Below are 17,690 nucleotides of genomic sequence, written 5' to 3' on the forward strand. Positions count from 1 at the left end.
ATTCCACTTTTTACGGAATCATCGGCCATTTTACGTTTCTTCATAAAAAGCGGTGACGGGCGACCCTGCAGCAAACATCAGCTGAAATCGCACCCTTGACCAATCGCTTTACTTGGCCTCTTTCAAGACTTCGGCGACGAGACCGGAAACATACGGACTGCCCCGGTCTTCCTGTTCGACCGATTCAATCATCATCGCGACGAGTAGCGTCGGGTCATCATTATCATAACCAACGAAAAAGCCATTTTCCTTCCCCTTTGTTTCTCCAGCTTGCTTAAGTTCAGCCGTTCCCGTCTTACCGGCAACGGCGACTTCCTGTATGTCGGCAGGTAAGTCATATCCGGCATGGACGACATCATACAAGTCTTTCCGGATCATCGAGGCATCGTCTTTTGAGATTAAATCCTGTTTCCAGATCTGTTTTGTTTTTTCATCCGCCCGTAACGTCGGCTGATAGATGATTCCGTCTGTCAAAAAGATTTCGTACATCGAAGCGAGGTGGACGATGTTCGTCAACATCTGACCTTGTCCGTACGATGTATCCATTAATTGACCGTCAGATGAAATGGTCCCGTCGTTTGAAATCTGTGAAGCCCGCATCGGATAGGCGAACGGAATTTTTTCACCGTAGCCGAGTGCCTCCAGTCCATTCGTAAAGGTATCAGCACCTACTTCAAGTGTCGACTGAGCGAAATAAATATTATCCGAGTAGACTAGCGCATTGTGTAAATCGACAGGGTCCGGTGTCTCGTGGATCCGGGTGACATTGAAGCCATCCTTTTTCCACTTTAAGCCGTCAATCGAATAGGCTTTATCGGGATTTAACTTTCCGGCGTTTAGACCGATGGAAGCCGTCAACGGTTTTTGTGTCGATCCGGGTGCAAAGGCACTCGTAAAACGATTGAGTAACGGTTGATCTGAATCATTCGTCAATGTGTCGAGTCGGTCTTGCGAGATGCCGAGTGTGAACTCACTCGGATCAAAACCGGGGGAGCTGACGAGGGTCCGTGTTTCACCGGTCCTTGGATCAAGTGCAGTTGCGACACCCGGTTCACCGTTCATCGTCTCGTACGTCGATTGTTGGAGCGCACCATCGATCGTCAGCGTAATGTCTTTCCCGTCTTTGACCTTCGTCTCGGCGACGGTTACCGGTTCGTCCTGGTCCGACTTCACGATTTCGATGCTCGTTCCGGACTGGCCGCGAAGTTCATCATCGAAAACCTGTTCAAGTCCGCGTTTACCAACCTGTTCACCAGCTTGGATTTTATTGTTCGATTGTTCGACGTCTTCAGCGGTCGCCGATCCAACATAGCCGATTAAGTGGGACGTCGCTTCACCGTATGGGTAAGTCCGCACTTCTGTTTCCTTGGCGCTGACCCCTTTAAGTGCCGTCAAGCGCTTAACGGTTGCTTCGTCAGACGGATCAAATGTTTTTAACGGAACGAACTGACCGTCCTTGACCCAAGATGCCGATAGAGCGTCGTCAATCGAATTCGTCGACCGGTCGAGGAGAGAAGCGACTTTCTTTTTGGTCGTGTCATCCAGCTGGCCAGCTGTCACACCAACTTCAAAGCCTTGACCGGTCGTCGCGAGCGGTTTTTCATTCCGGTCAATTAAATCACCGCGTTTTGCGGTAAGCGTGTTCAATTTGATTTGATCCGCTTGTTCAAAGTCTTCGAACAGGAAGGAAGGATCCCAGTCGACGTACCAATTGTCTGTGTCTTTGTTTGTCTCGTAGACGAGCGGGACCTCTTTCTTGAACGATACAGGTCCCGCGACCGTATCGAATTTGACGGTGACAGGCAATAGTTGTTTCTTCTCATCATCTGTGTCGGGTGCTTTTCCCGGTGTAATGGAAATATTTTTGATTTCAAGCGTATCGTTCAATTTTTTCGTTCGTTCGATGAACTGACTTTCTCCGTACTCTTTTTGTGTCGTTTGACTGACATAATCGGCATACATCTTGTCATAGTCTTGTTTTTCCCAAAGCTTTGAATAGGAAGCGAGTCGTTCTTCGGCTGTCGGCTGATCTTGACAGCCGACAAGAATTCCGATGCTCGCAGCACTTGTTGCGGCAAGCAAAAGTGAGCGTGATTTCAAGGTGAATCCCTCCTTAAAAGCATTTATTTAATCACCGTACCATTGTTTTGTCTAACTTTCACCTAAGACACCCTTGACGCACGAGAAACGTAAGGCACAAAAAAACCACTGACGAATTTAAGTCAGTGGTGGTTGAGTTAATTGAAGTAGTTTAATGGATTGATACTGCTTGCAGCAGATGACGCACTGTAGACGTATGAACCACGGTGTAGTTCAAAGTGAAGATGGGCGCCGAAGGCGTTTCCGGTTGCACCGACCGTCCCGATTTTTGCTCCTTTTGCAATCGTTTGACCGGCATATACCGAGCGACTGTTCAAGTGAGCGTAGACCGTCGTGTAAGCAAGTCCATTGATTGTGTGCGTCATCATAACGTAATTGCCATAAGCACCGTAATTACGGGACGTGATGACTTTACCGGCAGCAGAAGCATAGACGGGCGTTCCTGTTGCAGCGCCGATATCGATTCCGTTATGGAACGTATAACCGTAAACGCCGCTCGCTGCACCGTATCCTTGTGTGATTGGACCACTTGTCGGTCGCGAACAGCCACTCGATGCTTTTGTTGCCGTCGTTGTTGTGACTTTATACTTTTTGACATACTTGGAAGCGACATAACGGGAAGAACCTGAGTATGAAATTTTCGTCCATGATCCGGATACGCCGAGGTACTTGTATGTTTTTCCTTTATTGACGGTTCCGACTGCTTTATAGGCAGTCGAAGGACCCGTTCGAACACGGAGACCGTCAGCCATTACTTTTACTTTATATGTAGTTGCTGCTTCGACTTTTTCGATGCCTGTCGTAGCGAAGCCTGAAACCATTAGTGCTGTCATTGTCATTGTTGTTAACATACGCTTCATATGTGAGTTCCTCCTAATTGGGAAAAGGCGACGGACGTCAGTAAAACTAAGTCTTTCAATATTGTAAGGTGAAGGTTCTATGTAGTTAAGGTAGAAAATGTTTTCTTGATAGAATGATTATAGCATCGGAAATAAAGGGGAAATATTTCAGTTTTGTTTCAAAGTTATCACTCTATAACATATATTGTAATGGTCATTTTTGGTTTATTTTGTCCATGCTAAAAAGCCCACCGATTCTATGCAGCTTGGTGGGCTTATATTCATAAAGGATAGTACTTAGGACGTGGGAGCGATGACGTTTAAGTGCTGACCAAGAACTTGGACCGTAATCGGAAGTTTGCCTGCCGTATCGCCATCAGCATTAATCGGAAGTGTTTCCGAAGATTCGATTTTGACTTCCTTCGTTGTAAAGTACTCGACTTGATCTGCTTCAGATAAATCACCTTTCAATAGTTTAGGTAGCGCTTGTAAGGCGTCTAAAATACCAAGTTGTTTTACAAGAAAAACATGAAGTAATCCGTCATCGACACGCGCCTCTTGCGCAAATGATTCGAAACCGCCGACGGAATTCGTCAACGAAACGATAAGTAACGGTGTTTCGCCGTCGAAAGATTTTTCTCTGGCTGTTAACTGGAGCGGGTAGGGACTATGATCCTTGAAGGCTTTTAATCCTTCAATGAAATATGCGATAGAACCGAGTGATGTCTTCTGTTCGACACTCACTTCTTCGACGGCATCGGCAATCAGCCCAATCGCAATCACGTTCATGAAATAGTGTGATCCATACTTACCGATGTCAAAAGGACGAATCGGAGCATCTTCGAGAACGTTGATCGCGTCGCGGGCATCCGTCGGAATATGGAGCGCACGTGCTAAATCGTTGACCGTCCCGAGTGGAACGATGCCGAGCGTCGGACGGTGGTCTTGTTCTGCGATTCCCGTGATGACTTCATTGACCGTTCCGTCACCGCCCATTGCGATGACGGCGTCATACTGCTCAGTCGAAGCAGTACGTGCAAATTCTGTTGCGTCGAGTTCTTTTTCAGTGAACCGGACATCGACCGTTGCAAAGCGCTGAGCGAGTGTACCTTCTGCAAATTCTGCGTATTTTTTACCTAATTCTTTCCCGGATGAGGGATTAATAATTAACATGGCCTTCGACACATTCAATTCCTCCTTAGTGACTCTCTGTTCCTATTTTCCCAACTCACGACCAAGATAATCCTAGCGCAGCAAAAAAACCTTGGAGGCGATTACACGCGCCTCCAAGGTTTTTAGTAGAAAAGAAATGTTTACCGTCGTGCGACAGGTGGTGCTTCACCAGCAGCTGGACGCGCTTCTTCTTCATCGTCCCAACATTCGGTATTTTCGATACCTAATGCTTTAGCAGAGAAGACAGGATCAAGACCTTGCTTACGTTGGTTTTGGTAGTCATTGATGACTTTGATTGCGACTCCACCTAAGAGCGAGATGGCTGTTAAGTTGATTAATGTCATACCGGCCATGAAGAGGTCGGCGAAACTCCAAACCATTCCGAGGCTGAGGAGCGATCCGATGAAGACGAATGCCATCGTAGCAATTCGGAAGCCAAAGACAGTTGATTTACTTTTCTTGATGAATTCAATGTTCGTTTCACCGTAGTAGTAGCTACCGACAATTGAACTGAAAGCGAACAAGAAGACACTGATTGCGATAAAGGCTGGTGCGACGGCACCGAGTTGCTCAGAAAGCGCATTTTGTAACATGGCGATACCTTCACCATTACCGGCAGCGTAGCTGTCACTGAGTAAGATAATTGTCGCTGTTGCTGTACAGACGATCAACGTATCAAGGAAAACACCAAGTGTTTGTAAGAATCCTTGTTTTGCTGGGTGAGAAACTTCAGCGGCAGCAGCAGCGTTCGGAGCAGAACCCATACCGGCTTCGTTCGAGAAGAGACCACGTTTAACACCGAGCGAGATTGCAGCACCGACAGATCCACCAACAGCCTGGTCGATACCGAATGCACTCTTAAAGATCATTGCGAAAACCCCTGGAAGTTCAGTGATGTTCGTGATGACAACAAAGATGGCAGCAATCAAGTAGAGTGACGCCATGATTGGTACAACGATTGCTGAAACTTTCGCGACACGGTGGACACCACCGAAGATGACGAGACCTGTAAGAACGACTAAGATCCCACCGACGATCATTTTGTCGATTCCAAAGGCGTTGTCAAAAGCAGCGGCAATCGTGTTCGATTGAACCGAGTTAAAAATAAGACCAAATGTGACGGCGATTAAGATTGCAAAAATGATTCCGAGGACGCGGTTGTTCAATCCTTTTGCGATGTAGTAAGCAGGACCACCGCGGTAAGCGTTATTGCCTGTATCACGTACTTTATACACTTGAGCAAGCGTACTTTCAATAAGGGCTGTTGCTCCACCAAGGAGGGCGACCATCCACATCCAGAAGACCGCTCCGGGTCCACCAAGTGTAACAGCGATCGTAACACCGGCCAAATTCCCTGTACCGATTCGAGTCGCGGCACCGATGAAGAATGATTGAAGGGATGTAATACTCTGACCTTCATCATCTGTTGTCTTTTCATTTTTATCGAGTGTGACACGGAACATCTCTTTCAAGTAACGGAATTGGATGAACTTCGTTTTAATGGTGAAGTAGATGCCGACTCCGATTAAAGCGGCGATTAAGATATAAGACCATAAGATGTTGTTGGCGAAATCGACGCCCGATTGTACAGCTTGTTGAAATGCATCCATGTGATAGTTCCTCCCAAAGTGTTTTTGCTAAAAACTGATAATAGCTATAAGTTGAATTATACGAATTTTCAGACAACTTGCAAGCTTTTTTTCGAAACTTTCTTTTAAAATATTTAAAATATATTTTTTCGGGTTCAGAAAAACAGATCGTCATCAAAGCATTTTTAATTTAAAAAACCACCGCACTTAATGAAGCAGCGGTGGTGAAATGATGCGTTTTTTGATTAGTGATCGACTGCCAACAATTTTTCATAGAAGTCATCAATTTGACTAACGAGCTGTTCTCGTTCTGAGAATAATGTCGTGAGGACTTCATAATCATGTGTCGCCGCGAGTGATGTATCGAGTAAAGCCACCTCATCCTCTAGCTGTTGAATCTGCTGTTCGAGTTCGCCTGCATTTAAAGCCGGATGTTTCCCGGCTACCGGCGTCCGGGTAGCGCGGGGCGTGGGTGCCGCTGATTCGACGATTGACCGGGCATGTCGTTTTTCGGCAGCATATTGGTAAGAACCGTGAAAGATTTCTGTCGTGTCATCTAGCCAATAGGTTTTCGAGAAGAGTCGGTTCAAGAAATAACGGTCGTGCGATACGGCAATCAGCGTTCCGTCAAAGTGCTCGAGTGCTTCTTCAAGCGCATCTTTTCCCCGCCGCTTAACGCAGTAATCGGTAAGAAGACACGTGGACCGAAAAAGAGGAAACGGGCCAACAGGGAGCGAGCTGTTCCTTCGTCCGCCGAAACGTGTGAGCGGAAGTAATCGATCAGTCGCTCTTCACCCGGCATATCGACGTGTTGCGATAAAAATCCGACCTGATTTGACGGACCACGCGTGACACGTCCGTTCGTCGGCTGGAGTTGTCCAAGTAAGACACGTAATAACGTCGTTTTCCCACTTCCGTTCGCACCGACGATTCCAATCCGGTCACGTGCCGCGGCTTCGAAATCGAGCGACGCGAACAACTTCCGGCCGGCGACGGAAAGCGTGACATCCTCAAGACGGTAAACGATTTGACTGAGTTGCCCTTGCGACGAAAAGCGGATGTCAGGCACCGCTTTTTCCAGGAGCGGCCGTTTGAGTCGCTCAATCCGTTCGAGTGCCCGTTCCATGGCTTTTGCTTTTCGGAACAGTTTTTCGCTTGGCGGAGAGGCTTCATTTGCCCACTGGCGCAAGCGCCGAATCGCATCCTTCATCTGTTTGATTTTCTTTTGTTGTTCCGTGTAGGCGTGGAATTGTTCGAGGAGCAGGCGTTCTTTCGCGACCGTGTACGCCGAATAATTTCCTGGGTAGATTGTCAGTTCACCATCTTCAAGTTCAGCGATCAAGTTGACACTTGCGTCAAGAAACACGCGATCATGCGAGACGATGATGACAGCGCCCGGATAACTGTTTAAAAATTGTTCGAGCCATTCGATTGCTGCGAGATCGAGGTGATTCGTCGGTTCGTCGAGAATCAACAAGTCTGGTTCCACCAGCAGCATCCGGCCGAGGCAGATTTTCGTTTGTTCGCCACCACTTAATTGAGAAAAGGGACGTGTCAGCAAGGCATCGAGGTGGAGTCCGTTAATCATGCGCTGGATTTTCGAGTCGAGCAGGTAACCGTCCTGTTGTTCGAATTGTTCGGTCACACGCGTATACTCATTTAGCACATCGTCCAGGTGGTCAGCACTTGCCATTTGTTGTTCAAGCTGATGCATCGTCGTCCGTAAGGCGACGATTTGGGCAAATGCGGTCCAGAGAACATCAAGGCCCGTCAATTCTTCTGCGAACTGTGGAATTTGAGCCAAATAACCGATGGAAAGTCCTTTTTTGAGATAAAGGGTTCCGCTGTCCGCTGTTTCGAGTTGCGCGATTAAACGCAGTAACGTGGTTTTTCCGGTTCCGTTTCGACCGATCAATCCGATGCGGTCAGCTTGTTTAAGATAGAGCGAGACATCGGTTAAGACGGATGCTCCCCCAAATTGTTTTGTCAGGTGTTGGATGTCGCAAATCATGATCAGTAACTTCCTTTCATGCGCATCAAAAAACGGAGAACGCAAATAGCGCTCTCCGTTTACCGTAAAAGGTGCGCTTTGCTTTATTTTTCAGATGGATGTTCCTAAGAAAAGGGCAGACTCGTCCTTTAGAACGCCATTTCATGAAAAATCGCGCGCAACAGATAAAGTTGTTCCATCAACCATTGCTTACACGCAGCAAAACCCATCTTTTACACCACCTTTTCGTTTCGATAAAGTTAGTTTACCATGTTTTGAACTGAAAATGAAATCGTTTTCAGTTACTTGAACAGTCCGGAAATCGAGTTGAAGAACTTACTTAAGCCGTCAAACAGTTTTGCAAAAAATCCTTTCGTTTCTTCGGAGGTCGCGAACGCGTGGATATCTTGCCCGGCACCCTTTAATCCGGTCTCGATTTGTCCCCAGTTCAAGTCAGCTTTCTCCATTTGACTGAACAATGACGTCAACCGCTCCATTTGGGCGTCCGACAACTGGATGTTGTTATTTTGAATGACTTGGATGATGACATTCTCGATATCGACTTTGGTTTCCGGCTTTTGTTTGGCGATCTCTGCTTTGATTTCATTCATCAGTTCGGCGACTTTGTCCGTCCCGACCGTTTTTCCGACATCGGAAGTGACCGATAACTCTTGTTGGGCTAAATCTTTTCGTTCATCCGTCAATTTAATGCCGGTCTCAGCCGACGTTTGATCGTATGCTTTCATGATCCCCGTCAAAGCAGAGGTCCCGGTGACTTTATAAGGGGAAGTGATTGTGATGTCGGCGTCCGTTACGCCTGCAGTGACGAGCGCGTTCAAGTACATGTCTTTTGTTACCCAGGTAATGTTTTCGGTCGCGACAGATAAACCGTCGCCTTTTTCAGCGAGTTCGATTTTTGCGGAAGAGTACATATTGCCGCCGAGTTGCGATTGGGGAACGTTTTTCCCTAAATATTTTTCTTCATCCGCTGCCGTGGCGATGACGGGCGTAATGCCTTCCGGCGCATTCAATCGGGCGAGTACCCAGGCTTTATCCTTTGCCCCGAGCGATTCACCAAGCGTGATGATTGTTTTATCGACGACTTGCTCTGCTGAAGCAGCAGTCGGTAGAAGTAAACTTGTCGCTAAAAGCGTCGTGGTCATGATTTTTGTTGCTTTATTCATAGTATAAATCCTCCGAGTATAGTAGGTAGTATCAGGTGCTAATTTCATTGTAAGTGACGTCTTCCAGAACGGAATCGGTCTTGAGGCGGAATGAACCGCCCACCTCGTGTCCCTAATCCTATACTACATTTCATTTAAAATCCTGATCATGTGACTGAAAAAATGATATAGTGAAGAGGAATTAAATAATGACCACTAGGGGAGTCGGTAGGCCGACTGAGACGACGAAGACGTTTGGACCCTTTGAACCTGATTAAGTTTGGACTTACGGAGGGAAGTGGCGTGAATATCTCTCTTGTTGTCTCTTCACGTCATGCCCTGTTCGTAGGGTGTGGCGTTTTTTGATTCAACAAAAGGGGGAATTAGGTTGAAATTCAGTCAAGAAATTCGGCAAGCCGCAAAAACATATTGGGACAGCAGTTTTTCCCATCCATTCGTCACAGGCATTGGTGACGGGACGTTACCGCTCGAAAAATTTCGACATTATGTCATGCAGGATGCGTATTACTTAAAACATTTCGCAAAAATTCAAGCCCGGGCCGCCTCAAAGGCAACGGATTTTGCGACGATCGCGGAACTCGCGGAACATGCGACATCGACCTATGCGGCTGAGCTATCACTCCATCAATCGTTTTTTGAACCGCTCGCTATTACGGAAGCGGATTTAGCAGCGTTCGAACCGGCACCGACTGCGTATGCCTATGTCTCACATATGCATCATGCGAGCGAGGGGACACTCGGGGAAACGATTGCAGCGATTTTACCGTGTTACTGGCTTTATTATGAAGTCGGACAACAACTGTTGACGAAGTCACCGGCGTCACCGATTTATCAACAGTGGATTGCAACATACAGCTCGGAATGGTTCGAACGGGTCGTCTTTGAACAGGTCGACCGGCTGGATGCTTTGGCGGCGCAAGCGACTGAAGCAGAACGGGAACGGATGAAACACCATTTCGTCAGAAGCTGTTATTACGAATTGATGTTTTGGGAAATGGGCTGGACGGAAGAAACGTTTGAACGTCTCTTTACACAAGTTACGCGTCAACCAAAAGTAACGAAACGATAAGTACAGCTTTAGCCGCTGTTGATCAGCGCGATCAGACGGCAGACTGCACAAAACCTGAGCAATTTTCAGCTTTCGTAAAGAAAGTCATGGCAATCGCTCAGGTTTTTTTGTTGGTGGATTACAGGCATGATGAAAATTCTGGTAAGGAAATCAGCTGTACCGTTCAATCAAATCGTTTAATTGTTGTTTGACGGCGTTTCGGTCCATCAAATCGTGGTTCGATAAGGATAGCTTCGTCATCGTCTCATCCGCACCCGCCATCTCACTGAAGAGCGAACCTAAGTCGTGGGCACGACGGTCGATTTGCAAGACGATGTCGATGCCGGTACGGTCTTGGAGCATGATGAGTTCGACTTCATCGAGTTTATGGGCGAAGTACGTATTGCGTGCCGAATACTCGAGTTCCTGGGCGATCGGTAAATCCTTCCGGTAACGCCCGGGAAGTTTTTCCGTGTCCGCTTTCTTGAGTCGGAAGCCAAGTTCTTCCATCGCTTCTAAGATAACGGATTGGAGGTCATTGGCTTGGACGATGATGGCGTCCCGGTCTGACGGATCGACCGCCTGGGCGATATCGAGACCCGTTTCAATCCATGACTTCGATTGACTGACCGAGAGCGGCGTATTGAATGGTACTTGAAGCGTAAACGGAATTTCGCGTTCGACACCTGCTTCAATCGTAAAGGCGGCTTCGTTTAGCGAAAAACGATCGAGTGTGAACGTCGTAAATGTCGTGCTGTCCCTGACTTCTTCTTTATATTGTGTATTAAACGCTAAATAAATCCGATCGATTTCTTGGTCGACATTGCCGCCTTTAATATGGACGGTTCCGTGAATCTGTCCGCCTGGCTCACAGCGTTCGCTGTCGAGTCGTGTATCGACTGTGGCGGCACCGATTCCGATTTGTGATAAAAGTTTTTTGAACATCGTTCGTTCCTCCTTTAATGATGAAGCTACCTTACTTGTCGAATAGGGTGGAATTTGCTACAGTTTCGAAAGAACAATCAGAAAAGGACGGGACTACAGTGGAATTACACCAAGTAAAAGAATTACTCACTCAAAAGCTCGAGGCTGCTGCTCTCGTGCATGCAACGATTAGTGGTCCGCGCCAAAAGTCGAATGATCTTCGAAGAATCAAACTAAAACCGATTCTATTGAAAGATACGTATGCAATCCAGTTAGAGTTTCAATATGAACGGATAATTAAACACGAAAATTTGTCGGTTGATGAATTTTTAGAACGACTCGACGGATTGATGGAGGAATTCCGTCAATTTTTATTCCGTTTCGAGACGGAAGAAGTTCAGTTCCAGTTATCCAAAAAAATGAAAGTATCGTTAAAAACAACGCAACAGTCACCCCTGCAAGCAGAACTGTCGCATAACCGTAAAAAAAGTCATCTCCTTGAAGATGGTGTCGTCGTTCCGTTTTTAGTCCGACTCGGTGTCATGACGGAAGACGGACAAGTCAAACGGCAAAAGTACGATAAATTTAAACAAATCAATCGGTTCCTGGAGTTCGTCGAAGATAGTATTTCCGCGTTACCGACAGACCGAACGTTACGGATTCTTGATTTCGGTTGTGGAAAATCGTACTTGACGTTTGCCTTGTATCATTATTTAAGTGTCGTCAAAGGCTTCGACTTGAAAGTGACCGGACTTGATCTCAAAAAAGAAGTCATCGAAGAATGTACAGCGATTGCGCGCGATCTCGACTATACGAATCTCGAGTTTCGTGTCGGGGACGTCCATGATTATAACGAAGATACAGAGGTTGACTTAATGGTGACGCTTCATGCCTGTGACGTCGCAACGGATGTTGCACTTGCCCGCGCCGTTGATTGGAATGCGTCTGTCATCTTAAGTGTCCCGTGTTGTCAAAAAGAACTCAATCGTCAACTCGACTGTTCACCACTCGACGTCATGTTGCAACACGGGCTGATTCAAGAGAAGTTCGCTTCGCTTGCGACGGATTCGATCCGTGCCGAAATCTTGACGCTCGTCGGTTACGAGACACAATTGCTTGAATTCATTGATTTAGAGCATACACCAAAAAATGTCTTGATTCGTGCGTATAAAAATGACCGTCAGCCGTCGGAAGAAAAAATTGACCGTTACGTCGCCTTCCGTGATCTACTACATGCGAAACCATATTTGGCGCAAGAATTAAGCGGCAGACTTGGACAGATTTCATCTAAACTCGTACAATAAGGAAGAGAACGAATAAGGGAGGAATTAGACCGATGGATTTCCAAATGTATTTTGAAGACGTCGTCCAGACAGCACGTAAAGAAGCGGCAGCTGCTGGTTTTGAAGAATTAACGACAGCTGAAAGCGTCGATGACGCGATGAAGCGTGAAGGATTGACACTTGTCCTTGTCAACTCAGTATGTGGATGTGCAGGTGGGATTGCTCGCCCGGCAGCTGCTTACGTCAATCGAATGGAAGGCGTGAAGCCAGATCATTTCGTAACGGTGTTTGCGGGACAAGACCGTGAAGCAACGGACCGGGCACGCGAGTACTTTGAAGGGTATCCACCTTCATCACCATCATTCGCTTTGATGCAAGATGGCAACATTCTTTCGATGGTTGAACGTTTCGACATCGAATCGTTTACTGCAGAAGAAGTTGTTGAAAAATTAGAGTCATTGATTGAAATTTACGCATAAGTGAATCAACTGGAGCCGTGTTTCTTAATTGAAACACGGCTCCAGCATGTATACAAACGCTTATGAAGAGTGAACATGCGACATCTAGGTGCGATCCATTCGCTTTTCGCGGTTCTAAAGCGATTCAAGACAGATTGCGCTCTAAACCGTCTGCATGTCTGGATTTCCTTCACGGTATTTCCTAAAGAGCGTCACGTTTCGTTGACTCCTACGGGAAAAAGTGCGTTTTTAACGCACTTTCAGAGGCAGGCAAGACCCTGCTCGTTGTCCATTAGGACCAAGGAGCAACGGCTTGCGCCTCGCCCGAGGAAAGCAACGAAAAAAACGCTTTTATCGCCCAATGGCACTTTGACTACAGTCTAGAGCCGTGTTTCTTAATTGAAACACGGTTTTAATTTGTCGTGAAAGTGAGTGTGCGCGAAAGAGATGTTTTTTTAGCAGTCCCCCTGAAGCAGAGGCCGACTTATTGAAAGAGCAATGAAAAAAGAAAGACGAATCGAATCAATAGCATCCCCTTTTTCGAGTTAGAAAGTACCCATGATTAAAATCCGAGGATAGCAATAAAAAATGTAAGCGGATTCAAAAGTGGTTATTTACTCATGTTTTGTATAAAAAGAATCGATTTATGCATTATTACGAGATAATTATACTTTACAATGAATAAATATTCGTATATCCTAAAAGTAATAAATCGGATCAGAGCTATTTAGTATTGAATTAGAAAAAAACATAAGTCATACTATTGTTAAAGTTCTGACAATTGAGCGTTGGAAGGGGAATTTATTCATGAAAAAATTAGTAGCAACGGCAATGGCAGGCATTCTCGCACTTACGATGGCAGCATGTGGTGCATCAGATGATTCATCAGGCGGTTCAAGTGATGACAGTAAAGTATTAACGATGGGAACGTCAGCAGATTACTTCCCGTTTGAATACATCGATACGGCGAAAGGGGACGACATCGTTGGATTTGATGTCGCAATCGCAAAAGAAGTTACAAAAAACCTCGGTTATGATTTGAAAATTGAAGACATGGAGTTCGGTAGCTTACTCGGAGCACTCAGCTCAGGTCGGGTTGATTTTGTCATGGCAGGAATGACACCGACAGACGAGCGGAAGAAAAACGCTGATTTCACAGATGTTTACTTCGAATCAAAGAACCTCGTCATGACAAAAGACGAAGCGATTAGTTCGGAAGATGAACTGAAAGGTAAAAAAATCGGCGTCCAACTTGGATCGATTCAAGAAGGCATTGCAAAAGATCGTTATAAAGACAGCGAAGCCGTCTCGTTGAATAAAATTCCGGAAATCATTCAAGAACTCAATACGGGTCGGATTGATGCGCTCATCATCGAAGATGCTGTAGCGGTCAAATACATGGATCAAGACGAATCGTTAAAAACGTATGAAATTAAAGAAGACGGACCGACGGGTTCAGCCGCCGCTTTCAAAAAAGGCGACAAGATGCGTGACGAGTTCAACAAAGAGTTGAAAAAGATGATCGATGCGGGTGAAATCGACAAACTTGCAGAAGAATGGTTCCAAAAAGAAGCAAAATAAGAGAAGCACATAGGGGTGGGGGTAAACCCATCCCTTTTGCGCGACGTTAGGAGTTTGGTTATGATAGACTTTACAAAGATTCAAGATTCAATCCCATATATTCTGCAAGGGATTCCAGTTCTGTTCCAAGTCGTGCTCGTCGCTGCCGTCGCAGGGATGTTGATCGGAATCATCGTGGCAGCCCTTAAAATTACGAAAAGCAAATTCATTCGCTTCATTGGACACGCGTATACGGCAGTCTTTCGTGGAACACCCTTGATTTTGCAACTGGCAATCATTCACTTCGGTTTACCGCAACTGACAGGTTACGTCACGACAGGCTATCAATCCGCTGTCATCGCCTTTTCATTAAACTCGGGTGCTTACATCTCGGAAATCATCCGGGCAGGAATTCAAGCAGTCGATCGTGGACAATGGGAAGCAGCGGATGCACTCGGTATCCCATACATGAAACAATTGCGGTCAATCATCTTACCGCAAGCGTTCAAAAACATTTTACCAGCCATCATGAATGAAATGATTACGTTAACAAAAGAGTCGGCACTCGTCTCGACAGTCGGTGTTCTCGATATTATGCGCCGAGCGCAAGTCGTCGGTGGAGAAAAAGCATTGTACTTCGAACCCTTGTTATTTGCGGGACTCGTCTATTTCGTCCTTGTCATGGGATTGTCCTTGATTGGTCAACAAGTCGAAAAAGCTATGAGAAAGAGTGGGTAATCAGATGGAACCTATGATTCAAGTCACCGATCTGTACAAACAGTTCGGAAAGTTAGAAGTATTAAAAGGCATCACGACGACAGTCGGCCGTGGGGAAGTCGTCGCAGTTATCGGACCGTCGGGTTCAGGGAAGTCGACGTTCTTACGTTGTATCAACCTTTTGGAGCAACCGACAGGTGGAATGATTAATGTCGACGGCTTCGAATTGACAAAACCGAAAGCGAATATCGCGAAAGCGCGTCAAAACATCGGGATGGTGTTTCAACAGTTTAACCTGTTCCCTCATAAGTCAGTGCTCGATAACTTAATTTATGCCCCAATCAATGTCCTCGGTTTATCAAAAGAGGACGCAATCAAACGTGGCGAAGTATTACTTGAACGCGTGGGTCTCGCTGAAAAACGGGATAATTTCCCGAACCAGCTATCCGGTGGTCAAAAGCAACGTGTTGCGATCGCGCGTGCCCTCGCGATGGAGCCGAACGTCATGTTGTTCGATGAACCAACATCAGCACTCGACCCGGAAATGGTCAATGAAGTCCTCGATGTCATGAAGCAACTCGCGGAAAGTGGGATGACGATGGTCATCGTCACGCACGAGATGGGCTTCGCAAAAGAAGTCGCCGACCGTGTCCTGTTCCTCGACGAAGGCATTTTGATGGAAGAAGGAACACCGGTCGAGTTGTTCGATCATCCGAAAACCGACCGTGCGAAAAAATTCTTGGAAAAAGTCTTATAACACATAACCGCCATCTCTTTCATCAAAGGGGTGGCGTTTTTTGAGGAGGATGAATGAAGTGAAGTTACTAGAGGGGAAAGGCATCCGGCTGACACGTTTCCAAGCGGCAGATACGGACGTCTATCGGGGCTTTCTTGACGATGCGACGTTTGCACGAAACTTGAGTGCGACACCATATCGCTTCTTGTCAGATGAAAAAATCAACGGGATGCTTGCGAGTGATGCCCATGAGACGTTTCGGTTCGCCGTTCGTCGGACGGATGCCGAGCGTCTGATTGGTATCGTCTCCCTCGAAGATATCTTATGGTCGAACGGGACGGCTTGGTTGATGATTGGAATCGACCTAAGTGAAACCGGGAAAGGGTATGGGCGAAAAGCATTACAGCTATTACTGCGATACGCCTTTTATGAGCTCAACCTCGAGCGGATCCAGTTGACGGTCTTTGCCTATAATGAGCGTGCGATTGCATTATACGAACGACTCGGCTTCGTCCACGAAGGCACGTACCGGCAATTTTTAAAACGGGATGGTAAGCGGCATGACATGTTGCTTTACGGATTGTTGCAGACGGAGTGGGAGGATTTTTATGATTAACGAAACGGAACAGTTCGTCCGTGCCTTTCACGCGACGGATTTTTCAGGACATGACTATGCCCATATCGAACGGGTCCGGAAAATGGCTTTACAGATTGCTGCGACGGAAGGCGGGGATTTGTTGACGATTGAACTGGCGGCACTCCTGCATGATGTCGCTGACACGAAACTTGGGGGAACACTTTCTTCCGTCGATGCGTTTTTATCCGGGAAAGTCTCAGACACTCGGAAACAGAAAATCCTTCAAATCATTGATGGGATGTCATTTAAAGGGGGGGACCGTCCACCACTTGAGACGCTGGAAGGGAAAATCGTCCAGGACGCAGATCGGTTAGATGCAATCGGTGCCATCGGGGTCGCCCGGACCTTCCAGTATGGAGCATTGACCCAAGCACCGATGCATGTACCCGGTTTAAGACCACGCAAGCCGGGAGACCGGACGAGTCCTTCGAGCACAATCAATCATTTTTATGAGAAGTTACTTTTGTTAAAGGATTTGATGAATACCGAAACGGCAAAAGGCATCGCAGAGGAACGGCATGCGTTCATGGTTGAATTTTTGGAACGTTTTCAGACGGAGTGGGAGTTGTGAAAAACGGACACAAGAGTTGATTCAAGACTCAATCCGTCCGCGCTCTCTGTTCCGATAGTTCCGTCCTGTGCGCAAAAAGTGCCGGTGAATCCGTAAATGATGCGGATTCACCGGCACTTTCTAGCTCGGTCCTTATCGTCAAGCTCTTTTAAAATCACCGAGCTTCAGCTAAGGATGATGGCAGTGATGAGACCGAGTGAGGCGAGTAGTCCGACGATCGTGCCACCTTCCTCATGCGCCTCCGGCATCATCGTCGAAGCGAGCATCGCGATGATGCCACCGCTTGCGAAGGCGCCGATCATCGCAAATTGCATATCGGGTAGGTTAGCAAGCACGGAATAGCCGGCGAGCGAGGCGAGGGCAGAAATCAACCAGACGACACCCCACATGATTAAGATTTTTTTCTTCGAAAATCCGTCTTTTTGAAGTCCGGTCGTACTCGAGAGACCTTCCGGAATATTGCTGACGAAAATCGCCGCAACGAGTGCCGCACTGACATTCCCCGACAATAAGCTTGCCCCAATCATGATCGATTCCGGAATCGCATCTAAAATCGTTCCGAAAAAGATGGCGGTGCCGGTCCCTTCGTTTCCGCCGCCTGAACGTTTCCGTTTACTCGCACCTCGCGAAGAAACAAAAAAATCAAATCCTGTAAAGACGAGAGAACCGACGATGAACGAGATAGCGACGATGAACGTCGTTGATTTATTCAAGGCTTCGTCGAGCAGTTCGAACGTCGCTGCCCCAATCAAGATCCCCGTACCGAATGACATGACATATCCGATGTACCGTTGCTTCATCGGTAAAAATAAACCAATCAATGCTCCGATGACGACTGCGCCCCCGGCGAGTGCGCCCCAACCTAAAGCCATCCACATAAC

At 46.8% G+C, this 17,690-nt stretch carries 17 protein-coding genes and 1 riboswitch; of the genes, 8 read left to right on the plus strand and 9 right to left on the minus strand.

The window, feature by feature from the left end:
- Window positions 1-108 precede the first annotated feature (108 nt).
- The 7 genes from KNP98_RS04350 to KNP98_RS04375 form a co-directional block, all read right to left on the minus strand.
- Window positions 109-2,100, minus strand: a complete 1,992-nt coding sequence (locus KNP98_RS04350; RefSeq protein ID WP_214810750.1) for a penicillin-binding transpeptidase domain-containing protein — start codon at window positions 2,098-2,100, stop codon at window positions 109-111.
- Between the two features lie 137 nt (window positions 2,101-2,237).
- A complete protein-coding gene (locus KNP98_RS04355; protein WP_214810753.1) occupies window positions 2,238-2,960 on the minus strand; it encodes a M23 family metallopeptidase in 723 nt (240 codons plus the stop codon).
- Window positions 2,961-3,236: 276 nt separating this feature from the next.
- On the minus strand, window positions 3,237-4,124 hold the full coding sequence (locus tag KNP98_RS04360) for a diacylglycerol/lipid kinase family protein (protein WP_088836635.1): 888 nt from the start codon (window positions 4,122-4,124) through the stop codon (window positions 3,237-3,239).
- 128 nt (window positions 4,125-4,252) lie between these two features.
- A complete protein-coding gene (locus tag KNP98_RS04365) occupies window positions 4,253-5,722 on the minus strand; it encodes an alanine/glycine:cation symporter family protein (protein WP_029333096.1) in 1,470 nt (489 codons plus the stop codon).
- 224 nt (window positions 5,723-5,946) lie between these two features.
- Window positions 5,947-6,291, minus strand: coding sequence for a hypothetical protein (locus KNP98_RS16015; RefSeq protein ID WP_251135135.1), 345 nt, complete (start codon window positions 6,289-6,291; stop codon window positions 5,947-5,949).
- A 26-nt stretch (window positions 6,292-6,317) separates the two neighbouring features.
- A complete protein-coding gene (locus KNP98_RS04370) occupies window positions 6,318-7,712 on the minus strand; it encodes an ABC-F family ATP-binding cassette domain-containing protein (protein ID WP_251135136.1) in 1,395 nt (464 codons plus the stop codon).
- A gap of 281 nt (window positions 7,713-7,993) precedes the next feature.
- On the minus strand, window positions 7,994-8,875 hold the full coding sequence (locus tag KNP98_RS04375; RefSeq protein WP_088836636.1) for a DUF1002 domain-containing protein: 882 nt from the start codon (window positions 8,873-8,875) through the stop codon (window positions 7,994-7,996).
- A gap of 187 nt (window positions 8,876-9,062) precedes the next feature.
- Window positions 9,063-9,168: riboswitch (TPP riboswitch) on the plus strand.
- Window positions 9,169-9,242: 74 nt separating this feature from the next.
- Between KNP98_RS04375 and tenA the strand changes: the two genes are divergently transcribed.
- On the plus strand, window positions 9,243-9,944 hold the full coding sequence (tenA, locus tag KNP98_RS04380; protein ID WP_088836637.1) for a thiaminase II: 702 nt from the start codon (window positions 9,243-9,245) through the stop codon (window positions 9,942-9,944).
- A 150-nt stretch (window positions 9,945-10,094) separates the two neighbouring features.
- Here tenA and KNP98_RS04385 read toward each other — a convergent pair whose 3' ends face one another.
- Window positions 10,095-10,868 carry a sporulation protein gene (locus tag KNP98_RS04385; protein WP_088836638.1) on the minus strand — a complete coding sequence of 258 codons (774 nt, stop codon included), beginning with the start codon at window positions 10,866-10,868 and terminating at the stop codon, window positions 10,095-10,097.
- A gap of 98 nt (window positions 10,869-10,966) precedes the next feature.
- Between KNP98_RS04385 and KNP98_RS04390 the strand changes: the two genes are divergently transcribed.
- The 7 genes from KNP98_RS04390 to KNP98_RS04420 all read left to right on the plus strand — a co-directional run bounded on the left by KNP98_RS04390 (window position 10,967) and on the right by KNP98_RS04420 (window position 16,809).
- Window positions 10,967-12,151: a class I SAM-dependent methyltransferase gene (locus KNP98_RS04390; RefSeq protein ID WP_088836639.1), complete on the plus strand. Its 1,185-nt coding sequence runs from the start codon at window positions 10,967-10,969 to the stop codon at window positions 12,149-12,151.
- Window positions 12,152-12,183: 32 nt separating this feature from the next.
- The gene (locus KNP98_RS04395) at window positions 12,184-12,609 is read left to right on the plus strand and encodes a BrxA/BrxB family bacilliredoxin (protein ID WP_029333102.1); all 426 of its coding nucleotides are present in this window, start codon (window positions 12,184-12,186) and stop codon (window positions 12,607-12,609) included.
- Window positions 12,610-13,395: 786 nt separating this feature from the next.
- The gene (locus tag KNP98_RS04400; RefSeq protein WP_088836640.1) at window positions 13,396-14,169 is read left to right on the plus strand and encodes a transporter substrate-binding domain-containing protein; all 774 of its coding nucleotides are present in this window, start codon (window positions 13,396-13,398) and stop codon (window positions 14,167-14,169) included.
- 60 nt (window positions 14,170-14,229) lie between these two features.
- Window positions 14,230-14,886 (plus strand): amino acid ABC transporter permease, encoded by a 657-nt coding sequence (locus KNP98_RS04405; RefSeq protein ID WP_088836641.1) that lies wholly within the window; start codon window positions 14,230-14,232, stop codon window positions 14,884-14,886.
- Window positions 14,887-14,899: 13 nt separating this feature from the next.
- Complete coding sequence (locus tag KNP98_RS04410) at window positions 14,900-15,622, plus strand: amino acid ABC transporter ATP-binding protein (protein WP_088838454.1); 723 nt, start codon at window positions 14,900-14,902, stop codon at window positions 15,620-15,622.
- Window positions 15,623-15,680: 58 nt separating this feature from the next.
- Window positions 15,681-16,217 (plus strand): GNAT family N-acetyltransferase, encoded by a 537-nt coding sequence (locus KNP98_RS04415; protein ID WP_353048582.1) that lies wholly within the window; start codon window positions 15,681-15,683, stop codon window positions 16,215-16,217.
- Window positions 16,210-16,809 carry an HD domain-containing protein gene (locus KNP98_RS04420; RefSeq protein ID WP_214810758.1) on the plus strand — a complete coding sequence of 200 codons (600 nt, stop codon included), beginning with the start codon at window positions 16,210-16,212 and terminating at the stop codon, window positions 16,807-16,809. Before KNP98_RS04415 ends, KNP98_RS04420 begins: the two co-directional genes overlap by 8 nt.
- Before the next feature lie 164 nt (window positions 16,810-16,973).
- Here KNP98_RS04420 and KNP98_RS04425 read toward each other — a convergent pair whose 3' ends face one another.
- Window positions 16,974-17,687 (minus strand): ZIP family metal transporter, encoded by a 714-nt coding sequence (locus KNP98_RS04425; RefSeq protein ID WP_088836644.1) that lies wholly within the window; start codon window positions 17,685-17,687, stop codon window positions 16,974-16,976.
- Window positions 17,688-17,690: the final 3 nt, after the last annotated feature.

It is taken from the genome of Exiguobacterium sp. s127, assembly GCF_018618695.1.
GTDB classification, from domain to species: Bacteria; Bacillota; Bacilli; order Exiguobacteriales; family Exiguobacteriaceae; genus Exiguobacterium_A; species Exiguobacterium_A oxidotolerans.

What these genes read in the sequence shown, in the direction of transcription:
- KNP98_RS04355 (WP_214810753.1), bottom strand. Translation starts at nt 2,960, where the DNA reads ATGAAGCGTATGTTAACAACAATGACAATGACAGCACTAATGGTTTCA.
- KNP98_RS04365 (WP_029333096.1), bottom strand. Translation starts at nt 5,722, where the DNA reads ATGGATGCATTTCAACAAGCTGTACAATCGGGCGTCGATTTCGCCAAC.
- KNP98_RS04370 (WP_251135136.1), bottom strand. Translation starts at nt 7,712, where the DNA reads ATGATTTGCGACATCCAACACCTGACAAAACAATTTGGGGGAGCATCC.
- KNP98_RS04375 (WP_088836636.1), bottom strand. Translation starts at nt 8,875, where the DNA reads ATGAATAAAGCAACAAAAATCATGACCACGACGCTTTTAGCGACAAGT.
- KNP98_RS04385 (WP_088836638.1), bottom strand. Translation starts at nt 10,868, where the DNA reads ATGTTCAAAAAACTTTTATCACAAATCGGAATCGGTGCCGCCACAGTC.
- KNP98_RS04395 (WP_029333102.1), top strand. Translation starts at nt 12,184, where the DNA reads ATGGATTTCCAAATGTATTTTGAAGACGTCGTCCAGACAGCACGTAAA.
- KNP98_RS04400 (WP_088836640.1), top strand. Translation starts at nt 13,396, where the DNA reads ATGAAAAAATTAGTAGCAACGGCAATGGCAGGCATTCTCGCACTTACG.
- KNP98_RS04405 (WP_088836641.1), top strand. Translation starts at nt 14,230, where the DNA reads ATGATAGACTTTACAAAGATTCAAGATTCAATCCCATATATTCTGCAA.
- KNP98_RS04410 (WP_088838454.1), top strand. Translation starts at nt 14,900, where the DNA reads ATGATTCAAGTCACCGATCTGTACAAACAGTTCGGAAAGTTAGAAGTA.
- KNP98_RS04420 (WP_214810758.1), top strand. Translation starts at nt 16,210, where the DNA reads ATGATTAACGAAACGGAACAGTTCGTCCGTGCCTTTCACGCGACGGAT.
- KNP98_RS04425 (WP_088836644.1), bottom strand. Translation starts at nt 17,687, where the DNA reads ATGTGGATGGCTTTAGGTTGGGGCGCACTCGCCGGGGGCGCAGTCGTC.